Source organism: Kribbella steppae (assembly GCF_004342025.1).
In the GTDB taxonomy this organism is placed as follows: Bacteria; Actinomycetota; Actinomycetes; order Propionibacteriales; family Kribbellaceae; genus Kribbella; species Kribbella steppae.
The window spans coordinates 109,604-126,133 of record NZ_SLWN01000019.1 but is presented as its reverse complement, the minus strand read 5'-3'; the positions used below and the strand labels follow the sequence as shown (position 1 = coordinate 126,133).

The following is a 16,530-nucleotide window of genomic DNA, read 5'->3' as shown; positions in this document are numbered from 1 at the left end:
GTCTGGTCGTGAGCATCGCCAGGATCTGTTCGCGCGCCGCCTGTCATAAGCCGGCTGTGTCGACGCTCACGTATGTGTACGCCGATTCCACCTGTGTGCTCGGCCCGTTGGCGACGTACGCCGAACCGCACTGCTACGACCTCTGTGCCGACCACGCCGACCGGCTGACGGCTCCGAACGGCTGGGAAGTGATCCGGCTGGCTCCGGACCCGGCCGCGGCCGGACCGTCGTCGGACGACCTGGAAGCGCTGGCGAACGCGGTCCGCGAAGCGGCCCGGCCGCTGCCACGGCAGGAGCCGGGCGCCGGCACTCCGGGCGCGCCGGTCGAGGTGGCCCGCCGACGACATCTGCGAATGTTGCAGGACCCCGGCGCGAACTCCTCCGAAGGCTGACTACCTCAGCGCAGCGCGCACATCCGGCTCGGCCCCGAGCTGCGCCCGGAACACCAGCGAGGTGTTCAGCGGCCAGGCAGCCACCTGAGCAACGTCGTCCTCATCCGGCTTCGCCGCAGGCATCAACGTGACACCGGCCACCACCGTGCCGCGAGTCTGCTCAACCATCAGGTACGTCGGACGCGGCTGAGCCTTGAGCGGGATCTGAGTGGTCGCACCGGCGATCACGTCGAGCGCCCGCGTGTCCAGCACCCGCCCGGCCACGTCACGCAGCTCGACCTTCACACTCCCGGTCTTGCCGGGCGCGGTCACCTGCAGCATCGCGGGCTGCTGATGCGCCGGCAGAACCAGGTACGCCGGCCCGGTCAGCGCCTCGGCCGATCCGATCGACGCGAAGTCGCTCCCGGTAGCGTCCACCATCCGCATGGAGGCCGTCACCGGCTGGTCCGACGTCACCGTGACGGCGCTGGGATCGCCGTGCAGCACAGGGTCGAGCCGGAAGGTCTTCACCGACCCGGCCGGGATCTGCACGGTCTCCAGACCGGCCGGCTTGAACGGACCGTTCGGCCCGTGCACGGTCAGGCTGGCGCTCGCCTGAAGGTCGGTCGGGTTCGCCACCGACAGGATGCGCAGTCCGGCGCCGGGGGCGGCGGCGGGCACGAACACCTTGTTCGCCGGCGGTGCCGACGGGTTCAGCCAGTCCACGCCGGCCGGCTCGCTGCCTGCCTCGGTCGCGTTGGACCGCAGGGCCGGCGCCACCCGGCCACCGGTGGACTCCACGTGCAGCGCGATGTCACGCAGGTTGCGCGCGATCAGGTTGAGGTACAGGTCCGCCGTCCCCCGCGCCGGTACGACGATGCCCCGGGCCTGCGGCAGATCCTGCGGACCGGTGCGCGCGTAGACGGTGACGTTGACCTCGGCGTTGATGCTGTCGAGGTTCGTCAGCACCAGCACGTCCCGGCGGTCACTCGCCCCGGACGCACCGACGAACCAGAAGTCCGAGCCGGGCACCTGGCACGGCGTACTCGCCATGCCCTGGTTCACGCCTTCGACCGAGGTCGTCGTACTGGTGCCGACGGTGCCGGCCGCGAGCGGGCCGACGCCGCGGATCATCAGCGGCGCGGGTTTGGTGGCCGGAGCGCTCGACGCGATCTTGCCGCGCACGAGCAGCGACCCGGTCGGGTCGGCCGTCTCCGGCAGGGGCGCGATGGTCAGCGGTGTCGCGTTTCCCGCGGCGGTCGGCGTACCTTCGGGCAGCGCGGGCGCCACCGCGTTGACCACACTCGACAGCTTGCCACCACCGGCCAGGGCCGGGCAGGACAGCGCCGTACGGTTCACCACTGCGCGGGCGGGCTCTTCCACGCCCTCGGCCCTCGTCACCGGCTCCTTGGCCTGCGTGACGATGCCCAGCCCAGCAGCGGCAGCCATCGCCAGCACACAGGCACCGAGCCGGATCCGCGCGTCCGCGAGCAGTCGCCTCATCGGTCCCTCCTCGCGTGGGTGCCGTGCGGGACCGCGACGGTACGTCGGACGGTCGGCAGGCAGAAGATCAGCGCGATGATCCAGCCGATCAGGCCGAGCACGCGCCACAGGGTGTGGGTCACGTCGGTGAGCGGCGAAGTGCCCTTGGCGTCCGACCTGTCGACCAACCAGGCCGCGTCACCGTCGGTCGCACTGGCCCGGGTCAGCCCCGGCAGCGAGTCGAGAGTCGCCTGGAGCGTCGGGTCGACCGGTGCGGGCAGGTAGACGTAGTCGATCGCCAAGCCGGCCAACTGCCGACCTTCCTCACCTGTACCGCCACCGCCGAGCGTCGACAACACATCGGTGATCGGCTTGGTCTGCTCCGGCTTCGGCGCAGCCTCCAGCGAGCCCATCCGCGGACCGCCGTCCTTCACCAGCGAGTACCGCATCGGAGTACTGGGGTCCTTACGCACCACCAGGATCGATGCGTCCTCCGGCGGATCCTGCGCGGAGATCAGGTACGCCGGGAGGTCCTGCGCGGTGCCACGCCACAGCGGCCCGTCGGCACCACGCACCATCCAGAACCCGGCGGTCACGATCGTCGTCACCAGCACGAGCCCGAGCAGACCCTGCACGATGACCTCGGTCGACTTCCCGACCGAGTCCCAGGCGACAGCTACCGCGATGATCCAGCCCGCGGTCATCAGGAACATCAGCGGCCCACTGCCACCACCCAGCCGGCTGGCAACCAGTGTTGCGGCCAGACCGGCGAGTGCGGCGAACCACCCAAGCAGTTCGTAGCGCTGCCGCGACTCACGCAGCAGAGCGACCAACGCCACCAGGATCAGCGGTACGACGAACCACCAAGGCGTCGGCGCACCGATCGGCGTACCGGTCAGCAAGTGCGGAAGGCTGTCACCCGGACCAACGGCCGCAGTCGGCGGTCCGCCCGCTTCCTGACCGATTCGCGACGGGTGCAGTACCAACTGAATCGTCCACGGCAGCACGAGCAGCAGACCCAGTACGACGGAGAAGACGAGCTGGCGACCCTGTCGGCGCCACCCCAGTCCGAGCACTCCGCCGATGACCAGCGTGACGCTGACCAGCAGACCCAGTGCCGGCGTGAACGCGAACAGCACGGCCTGGCAGATCCCTGCGAACCATGCGGCCCGCCAACTGCCCTGGATGATCACGCGACGCCGTCGAGCGATCGTGTGCACGGCAGCACCGAGCAACGGCAGCACGATCGCCGCCACACACGTCCCGATCCGCCCCTGCGTGACGGCGCCGTTCGCAAAGACAGCAAGCCCGTACGCCGTCGCGCCCCACGCCCGGGCCACCCGGTCGGTGACGAACGAACGCAGCAACGCCCACGCGGACAGACCGGCCAACGGAACAGCACCGAGTAGCAGCAGGTTCGTCGCACCGGACGGACCGAACATCACTGTGGAGAAGGCCCAGAACTGCCCAAGCCAAGCAGGAGGTGTCACACCCGGCGGTGCAGCAGCCGCTGCATGCCAGAGCGCGCCAAGGGTCTCGTGCGGCGGCAGCAGCAGGTTGGATCGCAGGACACCGCCACCGATCAGGCTGCGGGCCGCGACGAACGCACCGATCGCGAGGAGGACCCAGGCAACCAGGAACGGCCGGCGAATCAGTTGCCGGCGCCAACGAGGCTGATCGACGGCAACGCGGGCCGTGGACTTCGCCCGGCGTGCGGTGGTGACGACCTGCTCTTCCGGCTCGTCCGCCCACGCTTCGCGGATCCGCTCGGAGATCGTGCTGGTCGTCTCCTCCAAGTTTTGCCGCAAGGCGTGCACGGACCGGGAGAACAGTCCCTTGATGTCGTCGTACGGGACTCGATCGATGTTGCGGCGGTCCTTGCGAGCCTGGGTCCAGCCGCCGGCGAGCAACGTGCCGAGCAGTGCGGTCCACTCGTCGACAGCACCGGACGGCGTCTTGCCGATGAGGAACCAGATCGAGCGCATGATCGTGCCGAGCAGGAAGCGCAGGATCAGCAGTGGCAGCAGCTTGCCGGGTGCGTTGGCCAGGACGGTGTAGTACGCGTGCGAGCGGTCGAGCTGGTACGCGTGCCGCCGGGTGCCGGCCAGCGCGCGCTCACCGGTCGCGGCGGCCTGCGCGTGGTAGACGACCGCGTCGGGTGCGACGCCGACCTTGTAGCCCGCGCGGCTGGCGCGCCAGCCGAAGTCGAGGTCGTCGCGGAACATCGGCAGCCGCGGGTCGAAACCGTGCAGCGCCTCCCAGACGTCGCGGCGGACCAGCATGCCGGCCGAGCTGACCGAGAGCACGTTCCGCAGTTGGTCGTGCTGGCCCTGGTCGAGCTCGCCGTTCTCGATCCCGGTGTCGCGACGACCGCCGAGTGAGGTGGTGACGCCGACCTCGAGCAGCTCACGGTCCCGCGGCCACAGCCGCAGCTTCGGGCCCCAGACCCCGGTGTCCGGCGACATAGTGGCCTGGAGCAACAACTTCTCCAGGGCCTTCGGAGCGGGCGCGCAGTCGTCGTGCAGCAGCCACAGCCACTCGACCACCGGCATGTGACCGTCATCGCCGTACGGGCCGACGGACGACGGGATCGGTGCGAAGCCGACCGCCTCGATCCCGCGGGCGACCGCCGTACCGAAACCGGTGCGGGCGGACACGCTGACCACGGGCTCGACCCCGGGCATCGCGCCGAGCAACTCGGCCGTCTCGTCGGTGGAGCCGGTGTCGATCGCGATCAGCCGGTCGGGGCGTGGGTTCAGCGCCCACAGCGCCTCGGACAGCCGGGGCAGCCAGGCGGCGCCCTCGTGCCCGACCACCACCGCAGTGACGACGTGCCGGACCCGCGGCCGACCCATCGGGTCGTCGGTGTGGTCGGTCGGGAAGTCGACGGAGTCGAAGAACTCCCAGCCGGCCGGAGCTTCTTGTTCCATGCGGAGCAGTGACACCTTTGAGGGGGAAGGGACGGCCTTCAACCACGACCAAGGTCGCGGCGAGGACTCACCATACAGCCGCGACCCTGAGCTACGCCTCGCTCACCCCGGTAGCCCCTCCCCGCCATACCCCGCTCAGCTCCGGCCCCGGACAGCCGCGGGCCCCGGCGACGAATGTCGAGCCGGGGCCTCCGCGGGTGATTCTTCTCAAGTTGTCCCTCTACTTGCCGATCGCGGCGGGGTGGCAGGGCACCACACCGAACGATCAGCCGGGCCTCAGACGGCCTTTTTCTTCAGCTTGCGGCGCTCCCGCTCCGACAGACCGCCCCAGATCCCGAAGCGCTCGTCGTTTTGCAGCGCGTACTCGAGGCACTCGCCCCGCACGTCACAGCCGAGGCAGACCTTCTTCGCCTCGCGGGTGGATCCGCCCTTCTCCGGGAAGAAAGCCTCTGGGTCGGTCTGGGCGCACAGCGCCCTTTCCTGCCAGTTCGGCTCCTCCTCGATCGCCTCACCGTCGACAATCGCCATCAGCTCTGTCACGGTACGACCTCCTCGACCCTGTTCGTTCCCCTGTACATGTGGGTTTGCGGTCCACATGCCTGACCTCGTCCGTCCTGCGCTCTGCAACGGTCCCCGATACCGAGTGTCCAACGAACGACACGGTTGAAATTACATTCCTGCAATCCACGAAAGTCAAGCCGTGGTCTGCTATTGGCATCATCCGCAACACGGCTGCAAAAGAACGAGAGGCCTGCGTACACAGGCCTCTCGCTTCCATGTGGTGCCCCGCGAACCGGTGGAAAAATGTTCACCACGCAGGTTCGGTAAGGGCTTGCTGCCTTGTCAGGCAGGCGAATCGGACCGTCCGCCGCGCCGGGCGGCGTGATCAGGCAGGTGCCGGATCAGGACGGCTGCGACCACCAGCCCTGCTGACCCTGGCCCTGCTGCTGCTCCTCCTCGTCCTTGTCGGACTCGGAAACTCGCGGATCCACGCGGGTTTCGTCGGCCGCCTCGGATGCCTGGGGCTGCGCCTCCGGCTCGGCGGCCGGGGTCTCCTCGGCGGCCGGCCAGGCCTGCTCGCTCTGCTGCCAGGCCGGCTGGGCTTCCGGCTGCGCCTGCTCCGGCTGGGCGGACCAGGCCTGCGGGGCCTCTGGCTGCTGCTCCGGCTGGGCCTGCTCCGGCTGCTGCACCGGCCATTCCTGCTGCGGGTAGTCCTGACCGGTCCACTGCTGCTGGCCGGCGTCGCCGCCGCCCCACTGCTGCTGCTCCTGCGGCCACTGCTGGGCCTGCTCCTGACCGGACCACTGCTGCTGGCCTTCGGCGCTCCACGCCTGGGTCGGCTCTGCGTGCTGGCCCTCAGGGGACCACGCCTGCTCACCGCCGGCCGGCTGCTGCTGGGCCTCGGCCTCACCGGCCGACCAGTTCTGCTGCTCGCCCTGGTTCCAGCCCTGCTCCTGCGGCCACTGCTGCTCGCCCTGCCCCGCGACGTAACCACCGGCAGCGCCAGCGGCGGCTCCACCAGCTGCAGCTGCGCCATAAGCGCCGTACTGGCCCTGGCCCTGCTCCTGGCCGTACTGCCCGTACTGGCCCTGCTGCTGGCCATAGCCGCCCTGCTGCTGCCCGTACGGCGCCTGCTGGCCGTACTGCTGCTGGCCGCCGTACTGACCCTGCGGGGCGAACTGACCCTGCTTCGGCGCGCGAACCGGCGCAGGCAGGGCCTGGAAGGTCTTGAAGATGTAGAGCCCGGCAGCGCCGTACAGCGCGAGGCCGCCGAGGGAATAGATGAAGCTGACGATCTTGAGACCGGCGGTGCTGGTCTCGGCGAACCCGGCGAACGCCGTGATCAGGCCGAGCAGCAGGACCACGCCGGTGATGACCAGCGAGGCGAGGGTGACGATCCGCGCGTTGGGCGTGCGTTCGCCGAGTTCGTTCACGAGCCAGACCGAGCCGGTCAGCGAGACAAGGATCACCAGCGCGGTGAGTCCGGGCGGAGTGAGCGTGCCCTGCACGCCTCCGGCGGCCGCGGTGAAACCGGCACCGCCGACGAACAGGCGAATCAGCGACGCCAGCGCGATCAGGCCGGCGTAAGCGAGCAGGATATACGCGACCGGCTCTCTGAGCTTCTTGGTTGCGTCGGTGACCACGAGGGCTCCTCGGGATGTTGGGGGCCGTACAAACAGCTGTGCGGTTGGTTATGACCCACCGCAGCATAGTCGTGCGGTGGTCCGACGCATTGACGACTCGTGCAGACTCTTCCCATGCGATTGACAGTGCTCGCCGGTGGCATCGGCGGTTCCACCTTCCTCCGCGGGCTGCTCAAGGCCAAGCCGGACGCCGAGATCACCGTGGTGGGGAACACCGCGGACGACATCACCCTGTTCGGACTGCGGGTGTGTCCGGATCTCGACACGGTGATGTACACCCTGGGCGGCGGCATCTCGGCCGAGCGCGGCTGGGGCCGGGAGGACGAGACCTGGGTGATCAAGGAGGAGCTCGCCGCGTACGGCGTGGAGCCGACCTGGTTCGGTCTCGGCGACCGGGACGTGGCTACCCACCTGGTCCGTACCCAGATGCTCGACGCCGGCTACGGGCTGACCGCGGTCACCGAGGCGCTGTGCGCGCGCTGGAAGCTGCCGGTGCGGCTGCTCCCGATGAGCGACGACCGGGTCGAGACGCACGTGGTGGTCGACGACCCGGACAAGCCCGGCCGGCGCAAGGCGATCCACTTCCAGGAGTACTGGGTCCGCTGGCACGCCGAGATTCAGGCGCACCAGATCGTCGCGGTCGGCCAGGACAAGGCCAAGCCCGCGCCCGGCGTACTGGAAGCGATCGCGGACTGTGACGCGCTGATCCTGCCGCCGTCGAACCCGGTGGTCTCGATCAACACCATCCTCGGCGTACCCGGGATCCGCGAGGCGGTCCGGGAGACGTCCGCGCCGGTCATCGGGCTGTCGCCGATCATCGGCTCCGCTCCGGTCCGCGGGATGGCCGACAAGGTGCTGGCCACCGTCGGTGTCGCCTCCACCGCCTCGGCCGTGGCCCGGTACTACGGCTCGCGCGCGTCCGGCGGCGTACTGGACGGCTGGCTGATCGACACCTCGGACTACGCCCAGCAGGATTCGATCGCCGGAGCCGGAATTCACGTCCAGGCCGTGCCGTTGTGGATGACGGACGAGACCAAGACCGCCGCCATGGCCGATGCGGCGCTGAACCTCGCGGAGGCAGTCCGGCGATGAGGAAGCACCTGGAGATCTACCCGGTCACGGGCCTGCCCGAGGTCGCGGCCGGCGCCGACCTGGCGGCTCTGATCGGCGACGAGGCCGACCTGCGCGACGGCGACGTCGTCTCGGTCACGTCGAAGATCGTCAGCAAGGCCGAGGGCCGGCTGACCACCGGGACCCGCGACGAGGCCATCGACGCCGAGCTCGTCCGGGTCGTCGCCCAGCGCGGCGAGACCCGCATCGTGCAGACCCGGCACGGCCTGGTGATGGCAGCCGCCGGCACCGACACGTCCAACACCGCGCCCGGCACGGTCCTGCTGCTCCCGGTCGATCCCGATCTCTCCGCACGAGGTTTGCGGACCGCGTTGAAGGAGCGTTACGACGTCAACGTCGGCGTCGTCATCACCGACACCCTCGGCCGCCCGTGGCGAAACGGCCAGACCGACCTGGCCATCGGCGCCGCCGGGGTCCGCGTGGTGGACGACCTCCGCGGTACGACGGACAGCCACGGCAACGTCCTCGCAGTGACCGAGCCCGCACTGGCCGACGAGATCGCGAGCGCGAGCGAGTTGGTCAAGGGCAAGGCGGATGGCGTGCCGGTCGCCGTACTGCGGGGGCTGCAGGACGTCGTACTCCCCGTCGGGGAACACGGTCCGGGCGCGCGGGCGCTGGTACGGGACGCCGAGTTCGACATGTTCAGCCTCGGGACGCGTGAGGCCGCGCGGGCCGCCGTACTGGAGCGCAAGGCTCCGGACGGGCCGCGCGAGGTGGATCCGTCGCTGTGGGACGGACTGCTGGACGAGGTAGAGGACATTCACGTCGAGCTGCTTGACAACGCTGTCACGGTCTTCGGGGACGAACCCGTCGCGGTAGGCGTGATCGCCGAGCGGCTCGCCGTACTGCTCCATGCGGAGGGGTACGGCGTCGATGTCCGGAGCGGACCTGGCAGTGAGGCCACGGTCACGTTCGGCTCACGGTCGAAGTAGTTTTCTAGGCAACCTCTCAGGCTCGATGCGTACACTGCATCCGCACGGCGGCGCCTTGGCCGCCCCGATCCGGGAAGACCAACACTGTGGGTAAAGCGTCGTCGCAGAAGCAGTCGCGCCGCCAGATGATCGAGAAGATGCAGCGGGACCAGGCGAAGGCCGACCGCAACCGGACGCTGCTCATCGTGGTCGCGTCGATCGTGGTCGGGTTGGCCATCATCGCCTACCCGGCGATCCGGCTGATCCAGGACTCCCGGACGAGGAACCAGGCGATCACCGAACTCGGCGTGGCCGTCGGATCCGCCTCCTGCGACAAGGTCATCGACGACCCCGCCTCCGGCACCCAGGACCACAAGCCCGAGGGTGAGGTCATCGCCTACCCGGTCTCGCCGCCGTCGTCCGGCCCGCACTACCCCGTCTGGGCGCCGTTCGGGAAGAAGTTCTACACCGTCGACGACCGGCCCGCGGTGCCGAACCTGGTGCACAACCTCGAGCACGGCTACACGATCCTGTGGTACCGCGACACCCTGGCCAAGGACCAGATCGACCTGATCGAGAAGATCTCCAAGGCGAAACTCCCGGACAGCTCGACCGGCAAGTTCATCGCGGCACCCTTCAAGGAGTCCGAGGGCAAGCCCTGGCCGGACGGCAAGAACGTCGCCTTCTCCCACTGGAGCGGCAACGCCGCCGGCGCCACCACCGCCTTCGGCCACCGCCAGTTCTGCGGCTCCGTCAGCGGCGAAGCCCTCCAGCAGTTCATGGACAAATACCCCGCCGCCGACGCCCAAGAACCCAACGGCGGCTAACCCCCCGGCCCACCATCCACCCAGTTCGCCCCCAGCGCCCCAGGCGCCGGGGGCGTTCGCCATTCCATGACTCTGCTGGGGCACACCGCCCCCCGCCGACGGTCCGCCCGCCCATGACACAACCTCCTGTGACGGTCGAACAAACTGCACCCTCGAGCCGGCCGATCAATCGCCCGGGCTTGAACAACAACCGGGGCACTCGCACAGGCAATTCCCTGTGCCATCCCCCCACAACCTGTTCAACCCTCCGCGTTCTCCCTCGCCTACATATCCCCCAACCCAATCACCACCGAACCACCACCGCGACAGCCGAACACCACACCCGGCGGCCCCGCTCGGTCTCACGCGACGCCGCCACATCCGCTTGCACGACCGACCGGTGGTCGGGGGTCGACCGCGCCCCCACCCCGAGCAAGCCGCCAGTCACCGCGCCCCCACCCGCCCCCGCCCTGCCCGGCTCACCCGCCCCCGCCTCACCCGCCCCCGCCCCGCCCGGCTCACCCGCCTCCGCCCTGCCCCGGCCCGCCCGGCCCCGCCGAAATTTCGGTGGTTAACCCCCGAGGTTGTGGGTTGCCCCCCGAGATTCTCAGTAGGCAACCCACAACCCGAGGGGTTAACCCCTCAAATGGTCGGCCGCGACTGCTTGCGTTGAGCACCAGGCGGGACCGCCGCCGCGGCGGGGAACAAGCCGCACCCGCGAGTGATGTCCGTCCAGGGTCGCGAGCTCGAGCGCCGACGACGCACGCCGCTCGACGAACGCGCGATCGACGAGCCCGCCCCGAACAACCAACCGACCGCCAAGCCGCCGCAGCCGCGCTGAGCAACCGGCCGATCGCCGAGCCGCCCCCGCTCCCGCTCCGCCGCCCGCTCTGGCCCGCCGCTCCCGCCGAGATTTCGGGGGTTAACCACCGAGGTTGTGGGTTGCCCACTCAGAATCTCGGTGGGCAACCCCCAACCTGAGGGGTTAACCCCTGAAATGGTCGGCCGTGGGTGTGGATCGCGGGTTCCGGGCGAAGGTCGTGGGCTGGCCGTTCGGCGCTGCGCGTTTGGCTTGCGTTGGCCGGGCGGACTACACCGGGCAACCGCGTCCACTCTGGGCACGCGACCACTTGGGTGAGCTGCTCCGGGATAGCTGCGCCCTTCCTGGTCGTGGTGGTGTGGGTCAAGTGTCGAAGATCCGCGAAGCGGACGCCGAAGGCGCACTTGACGCACACCACCACGACCAGCACACTCACGCAGCCCGGAGCCGCGCCACCACAGTCGCCTTCCCGGGCCGCACGCCACGACAGTCCCCGCCCAACGCGCGCCACCACAGTCGCCTTCCCGGGCCGCACGCCACGACAGTCCCCGCCCAACGCGCGCCACCACAGTCGTCCTACTCGAGCACGCGACCCTGCACTGGCCCTCCAGGAGCGCGACAGACGCACAACATCCACAGCTCGCTCGCCGATCACCCGCACGCGGTCGCCGGCTGGGCGACCCGCCGAAGGCGGCGATGGAGCAGTCGCCGCCGGCGACGGTGTCGTTCGGCAGACGCGGTGTCGTTTGGCGGACGCCGCCTCGGGCGGTGTCGTTAGGCGGACGCCGCCTCGGGCGGTGTCGTTAGGCGGAGGCCGCCTCGGGCGGTGTCGTTAGGCGGAGGCCGCCTCGGGCGGTGTCGTTAGGCGGACGCCGCCTCGGGCGGTGTCGTTAGGCGGACGCCGCCTCGGGCGGTGTCGTTAGGCGGACGCCGCCTCGGGCGGTCTCGTTAGGCGGACGCCGCCTCGGGCGGTCTCGTTAGGCGGACGCCGCCTCGGGCGGTCTCGTTTGGCGGACGCCGCCTCGGGCGGTGTCGTTAGGCGGATGCCGCCTCGGGTGGGGGGCGTTAGATGTAGCGCTCGGCGTGGTCTTCCTGGACTTGGGCTACTAGGTCCTTCACTCGTTCGCCGTCGGATAGGGGGCAGACCATGGTGACGTCTTGGGTGTGGACGATGATGTGGCTGCGGAGTCCTACGGTGGCGATCAGGTGGTCGGGGTCGTCGGTGACGATGATGTTGTCGTGGGAGTCGAGCAGGCAGCTCAGGGTGGTGCCGTCGGTACGGTTGCCGCGGGCATCGACGTGGTACGTGCCGGCCAGGGCGGCCCAGGATCCGACGTCGAGCCAGTGCACCGGCATGGGTACGACGACCACGTCGGCGTCGACCTTGCCCTGTGAGGCCGGCTCCATGACCGCGTAGTCGACGCTGATCTTGCGCAGGTTCGGATAGATCTCCGCCAGCGTCGCATCACGCGAAGGGGTGTCCCAGACGGACGCGACCTGGCGCAGTTGTGAGGCGGACTCGGGCAGCAGTTCGTCGAGGACGCTGAGCACGGTTTCGGCGCGCCAGACGAACATCCCGGAGTTCCACCAGAACCGCCCGGTGGCCAGGTACTCCTCGGCGGTGGCGCGGTCCGGCTTCTCGCGGAAGCGGTCGACGACGAACGCCCTGGTCCCTTCGATGGCCTCGCCGCGTTCGATGTACCCGAGGCCGGTGTGCGGATGCGTCGGCTCGATCCCGAACGTCACCAGCGACCGGGCCCGCTGCTCGACCACGTCGAAACCGCTCTCGATCGCGGCCCGGAACTCGTCCTCCGGGCTGATCAGGTGATCCGACCCGACAAAGGCCACCACGGCGTCGGGGTCGTTGCGGGCCACCACTGCGGAGGCCAGGCCGACCGCATTCGCGGTGTCGCGGCGGGCGGGCTCACCGATGATGTTGTGCTCGCCGAGCTCCGGCAGCTCCTTGCGGACCACCTCGGTGTACGCACCGACCGTGCACACGTAGATGTTCTCGGGCTCGACCAGGCCGCGCAGCCGGTTGTACGCCACCCGCAGCAGCGACTGCCCGGCTGCCAGCGGTAGCACCTGCTTCGGCCTGTCGTCCCTCGACATCGGCCACAGCCGCGTCCCCGAACCTCCGGCCAGGATCACCACGTTTCGCATGAGGAGAGACCTTACCGGGCCTCGTCAGGCGGTGGGGCAGGCCGGACGTCGTCAGGTAGCCGGGGAAGCGGTGCCTCGTCAGGCGGTGTGGAAGGCTGGACGTCGTCAGGTAGCCGCGGAAGCGGGGCGTCGGGTGGTGGAGGTAGGCGGAGGTGGGCCAGGTCCGGCGGGACCGGGGTGGTGGGCCGCCAGAAGGCGTCGGATTCGCCGTCCTGGGCGGTTGCGGGCGCGTCGGTCAGGCGGAAGCGATCGCGCACCCGGCCGTAGAAATCGGCGGGCCGCAATCGAACCAGGCGCAGCCGGCGGGGCGCTCCGTAGACGCCGATCCAGTCGCCGGGGTCGAGGACGCCGCGCAACTGCCCGTCGATGCTGACCGCGGCCTGTCCCGAGTGCGGTAGCACGCGCAGCCCGATCGACTCGTCCGGCGCCGCGACGACGGAGCGGTTGAAGGTCATATGCGGTGCGACCGGGGTGAACACGATCGCCTCGGCGTTCGGCGACAGGATCGGGCCGCCGGCCGCGAAGCTGTACGCCGTCGAGCCGGTCGGCGTCGCCACGATCACAGCGTCAGCCGAGTACGACGCCAATAGCCGCCCGGACAGGTACACACCAAGCGCCACCTGGTGATCCCGGGCCAGCTTCTCCAGTACGACGTCGTTCAACGCCGTCACGTCCAGCGCGACACCCCAGCCGTCGCCCTCGGTGCTCTCCGGGCGGACCGCCGGCGGCGGCAGCGCGGGCCCGTGCCCGTACCGCAGCAGCGACTCGATCCCGGCCGGAATCTCCAGCGGACGGGACGCGCGCATGGTCAGCGTCATCCGCTCCTCGAAGCTGGCCCCGCCGTGGTGCACCGCCTCGAGCGCAGCCTCCACGTCCCGGCACGCCACCTCGGTCAGGAAGCCGACCTTGCCGAGGTCCACCCCGAGTACGGCGGCGTTGTTCTTGGCCGCGATCCGGGCACCGCGCAGGAACGTCCCGTCACCGCCCAGTGTCACGACCAGATCCGGGTCGCCGGCGTGGTGCAACTCGTCCCTGCCGCCGCGGCGGTCCTCGTGCGCCTTCCAGACGTCGATATCGGTGCACCCGATCCCGTGCCGGTCCGCCCACTCCCGCACGGTCCCGGCCGTCTGCACGGCCAGCGGACGCCCCTCGTGAACAACTAGCCCAAGCCGGCGTACAGGCACGACAGTCCTCCTCCGGACGATTACTGCCTCAAAGGTAGCCAACCGCCCGAAGGACTGACACTCACCTGTGGCCGCTCGGTGATCTGTTCCGATCACGGCATCTGCACGTCCACTTGATTGCCCTCGGCAACCGGTCGCGTCCGGAGACTACTGCTCCGGTGATTCTCCCCGCGCGGCGCTGATGATCGGGTCCGTCTCGTCGTCGAACTCCCCGATCACCTCCTCCAGCAGATCCTCCAGCGCGACCACCCCGAGCGGTTGATCATCCGCCTGTACGACGGCCAACTGGGAACGGTGATCGCGCATCGTCCGGATCGCCGTCGCGACCGGGGTGTCGGCGGGCAGCTGCAGCGGAGCGGTCATCAGGTCGGAGGCGCGGAGCGTCGTACCGCCGCCCGTGGTCGCGCGGGCCGCGTCACGGACGTGGACGATGCCGCAGATCGTCGTACCGGTGCTGACGACTGCCAGGCGGGAGCGGCCTTCGCGGCGGCTGGTGAGCTCGACCTCGCGGGCCGAGGCTGTGGCCGGGACCGTGCTGAGTTGCGAGATCGGCGTCATCACCTGGACGACGGTGGTGTTCTGCAGGGCGAGCATCGCGGTGAGCAGATCGTGTTCGGCCGCTTCGAGGGTGCCGTGCCGGCGGGACGACTCGATCAGCAGACGGAGTTCGTCGGGACCGTGGGCGCTGGCCAGCTCGTTCTGCGGGGTGACCTTCAGCGCGCGGACGCAGAGGTTGGCGAGCCAGTTGAGGACGAGGAGCAGCGGGCGGAAGACGAAGGTGAAACCGCGGAACGGTAGGGCGAGCAGCTGGGCGGACCGCTCGGGGTTGCTGATCGCCCAGGACTTCGGGGCCATCTCGCCGAGCAGGACGTGCAGCAGGCCGATACCGGCGACGGCGATGATCAGCGCGATCACATGGCCGAGGCCTTCCGGCAGGCCGATCAGCGCGAAGAGCGGATGCAGGAGGTGGGCGACCGCTGGTTCGGCCAGCGATCCGAGGCCGAGGGTGCACAGGGTGATGCCGAGCTGGGCGCCGGCGAGCATCAGTGACAACTCGCTCACTCCGGCGATCGCGGCCCGCGCGGATCGGCTGCCGGACGCGGCGGCCTCCTCGAGCCGGTGCCGCTTCGACGCCACCAGGGCGAACTCCGCGGCGACGAAGAACCCGTTCAGGATCAGCAGCAGCACGGAGATGAGCAGGGCGAGCGCCGTACTCATGTCACCCGCTCCATCACGACGATCCCCGGCACATGCCGCTCGATGGTCTGGACCGTCAACTGGACGACCTCGGGCGGGATCGGCCGGCCGTCGTGATCGAACCGCCGGGGCAGTTCCACCATGACATCGTCACCGACCACCGGGATCCGGCCGAGCTCAGCCATGATCAGGCCGGACACCGTCTCGTAGTCGTCACCCTCCGGCAGGTTGATGCCGGTGGCCTCCGCGACCTCGTCGAGCCGCCACCGCGCCGGCACCACCCACGACCCGTCCGTGCCCTGGACCAGCCCCGTCTCCGGCAGATCGTCCTCGTCGCGGATCTCGCCGACCAGTTCTTCGGCGATGTCCTCCAGCGTCACGATCCCGGCGAACCCGCCGTACTCGTCCACCACGATCGCGAGCTGACGATGCGCCGACCGCAGCCGTTCCAGTACGACGGGCAGCGGCAGCGTGAACGGTACGACGACCGGCGGCGAGGCGAGCGAACCCGCGGTGACGTGGCTCCGGTCGGCCGGTTCGACCTCGACCACATCGCCGATCGCGACCACCCCGACCACCTCGTCGACCGAGTCGGCGATGACCGGGAACCGGCTGTGCCCGGTGTCCTGCAGTTCGACCACCCGGGTCAGTGGGTCGTCCTGGTGCACGGTGACCACCTCCGGGCGCGGGCGCATCGCCTCGCCGGCGATCCGGCCGCGGAAGTCGAGACCGCGGTCGAGCAGCCGCATGGTGTCCTCGTCCAGCAGCCCCTGCTCGTACGAGCTGAGGATGATGCGGTCCAGCTCCTGTGCGGTGGCACCCTGCGGAAGCTCCTCGACCGGCTCGATGCCGACCCGGCGCAGAATCCGGTTCGAGGCCGTGTCGAAGACCCGGATCAGCGGTCCCGCGACAGCCAGGTACATCAGCGTGGACCGGGACAGGCCCAGCGCGATCGCCTCGGCCTTCGCGATCGCCAGGTTCTTCGGTGCCAGCTCGCCCAGTACCATCTGGATGATCGTTGCCGCGAGCAACGCCAGGACGACGGCGATCGACAGGCTGACCGCGTCCGGTACGCCGGCCGAGCCGAGGACGCGGGCCAGGCCCTCACCGAGGTAGGGCTCGGCGACGTACCCGGCCAGGAGTGCGGTGATGGTGATCCCGAGTTGCGCGCCGGACAGCACGAACGAGAGCCGCGCCGTCACCTTCAGGGCTCGCGCGGCCGCTGCGTTACCACCGTCGGCCAGCTTGTGCAGCCGGTGGCGGTCGACCGCGACGTACGAGAACTCCTGCGCGACGAAGTAGCCGGTGGCGATGGTCAGCACCAGGATGAGGCCCAGGCCGGCCAGAATCAGCATGCACCGACTCTAGGAGAACTCCAGGGATTGGAGTAC

Annotated in this window: 12 protein-coding genes; 4 read left to right on the top strand and 8 right to left on the bottom strand. The window is 69.8% G+C overall.

What is annotated here, in order from left to right:
- Positions 1-8: 8 nt before the first annotated feature.
- Entirely contained in the window at positions 9-392 is a 384-nt protein-coding gene (locus EV652_RS39165) for a DUF3499 domain-containing protein (RefSeq protein ID WP_132215141.1), read from the top strand.
- Here EV652_RS39165 and EV652_RS39160 read toward each other — a convergent pair whose 3' ends face one another.
- The 4 genes from EV652_RS39160 to EV652_RS39145 all read right to left on the bottom strand — a co-directional run bounded on the left by EV652_RS39160 (position 393) and on the right by EV652_RS39145 (position 6,927).
- Positions 393-1,874 (bottom strand): DUF5719 family protein, encoded by a 1,482-nt coding sequence (locus tag EV652_RS39160; protein WP_132215139.1) that lies wholly within the window; start codon positions 1,872-1,874, stop codon positions 393-395.
- Entirely contained in the window at positions 1,871-4,783 is a 2,913-nt protein-coding gene (locus EV652_RS39155) for a glycosyltransferase family 2 protein (protein ID WP_132215137.1), read from the bottom strand. Before EV652_RS39155 ends, EV652_RS39160 begins: the two co-directional genes overlap by 4 nt.
- A 276-nt stretch (positions 4,784-5,059) precedes the next feature.
- Positions 5,060-5,311 carry a WhiB family transcriptional regulator gene (locus tag EV652_RS39150; RefSeq protein WP_020389877.1) on the bottom strand — a complete coding sequence of 84 codons (252 nt, stop codon included), beginning with the start codon at positions 5,309-5,311 and terminating at the stop codon, positions 5,060-5,062.
- Positions 5,312-5,685: 374 nt separating this feature from the next.
- Complete coding sequence (locus EV652_RS39145; protein WP_132215135.1) at positions 5,686-6,927, bottom strand: hypothetical protein; 1,242 nt, start codon at positions 6,925-6,927, stop codon at positions 5,686-5,688.
- 114 nt (positions 6,928-7,041) lie between these two features.
- On the opposite strand from EV652_RS39145, the gene cofD reads away from it, so the two are divergent.
- The 3 genes from cofD to EV652_RS39130 all read left to right on the top strand — a co-directional run bounded on the left by cofD (position 7,042) and on the right by EV652_RS39130 (position 9,796).
- Positions 7,042-8,019, top strand: coding sequence for a 2-phospho-L-lactate transferase (gene cofD / locus EV652_RS39140; protein ID WP_132215133.1), 978 nt, complete (start codon positions 7,042-7,044; stop codon positions 8,017-8,019).
- Positions 8,016-8,990, top strand: coding sequence for a coenzyme F420-0:L-glutamate ligase (locus EV652_RS39135; protein WP_132215131.1), 975 nt, complete (start codon positions 8,016-8,018; stop codon positions 8,988-8,990). The genes cofD and EV652_RS39135 overlap by 4 nt, the downstream gene beginning before the upstream one ends.
- Before the next feature lie 125 nt (positions 8,991-9,115).
- Positions 9,116-9,796, top strand: coding sequence for a thioredoxin-like domain-containing protein (locus tag EV652_RS39130; protein ID WP_242002277.1), 681 nt, complete (start codon positions 9,116-9,118; stop codon positions 9,794-9,796).
- 1,864 nt (positions 9,797-11,660) lie between these two features.
- Here the strand turns inward: EV652_RS39130 and EV652_RS39125 are convergent.
- The 4 genes from EV652_RS39125 to EV652_RS39110 form a co-directional block, all read right to left on the bottom strand.
- Positions 11,661-12,758, bottom strand: a complete 1,098-nt coding sequence (locus tag EV652_RS39125; RefSeq protein WP_132215127.1) for a mannose-1-phosphate guanylyltransferase — start codon at positions 12,756-12,758, stop codon at positions 11,661-11,663.
- Positions 12,759-12,769: 11 nt separating this feature from the next.
- Positions 12,770-13,942, bottom strand: a complete 1,173-nt coding sequence (locus EV652_RS39120) for an NAD(+)/NADH kinase (protein ID WP_132215125.1) — start codon at positions 13,940-13,942, stop codon at positions 12,770-12,772.
- Between the two features lie 147 nt (positions 13,943-14,089).
- The gene (locus EV652_RS39115) at positions 14,090-15,160 is read right to left on the bottom strand and encodes a hemolysin family protein (RefSeq protein ID WP_132215123.1); all 1,071 of its coding nucleotides are present in this window, start codon (positions 15,158-15,160) and stop codon (positions 14,090-14,092) included.
- Positions 15,157-16,494, bottom strand: a complete 1,338-nt coding sequence (locus EV652_RS39110; RefSeq protein ID WP_132215121.1) for a hemolysin family protein — start codon at positions 16,492-16,494, stop codon at positions 15,157-15,159. Before EV652_RS39110 ends, EV652_RS39115 begins: the two co-directional genes overlap by 4 nt.
- Positions 16,495-16,530: the final 36 nt, after the last annotated feature.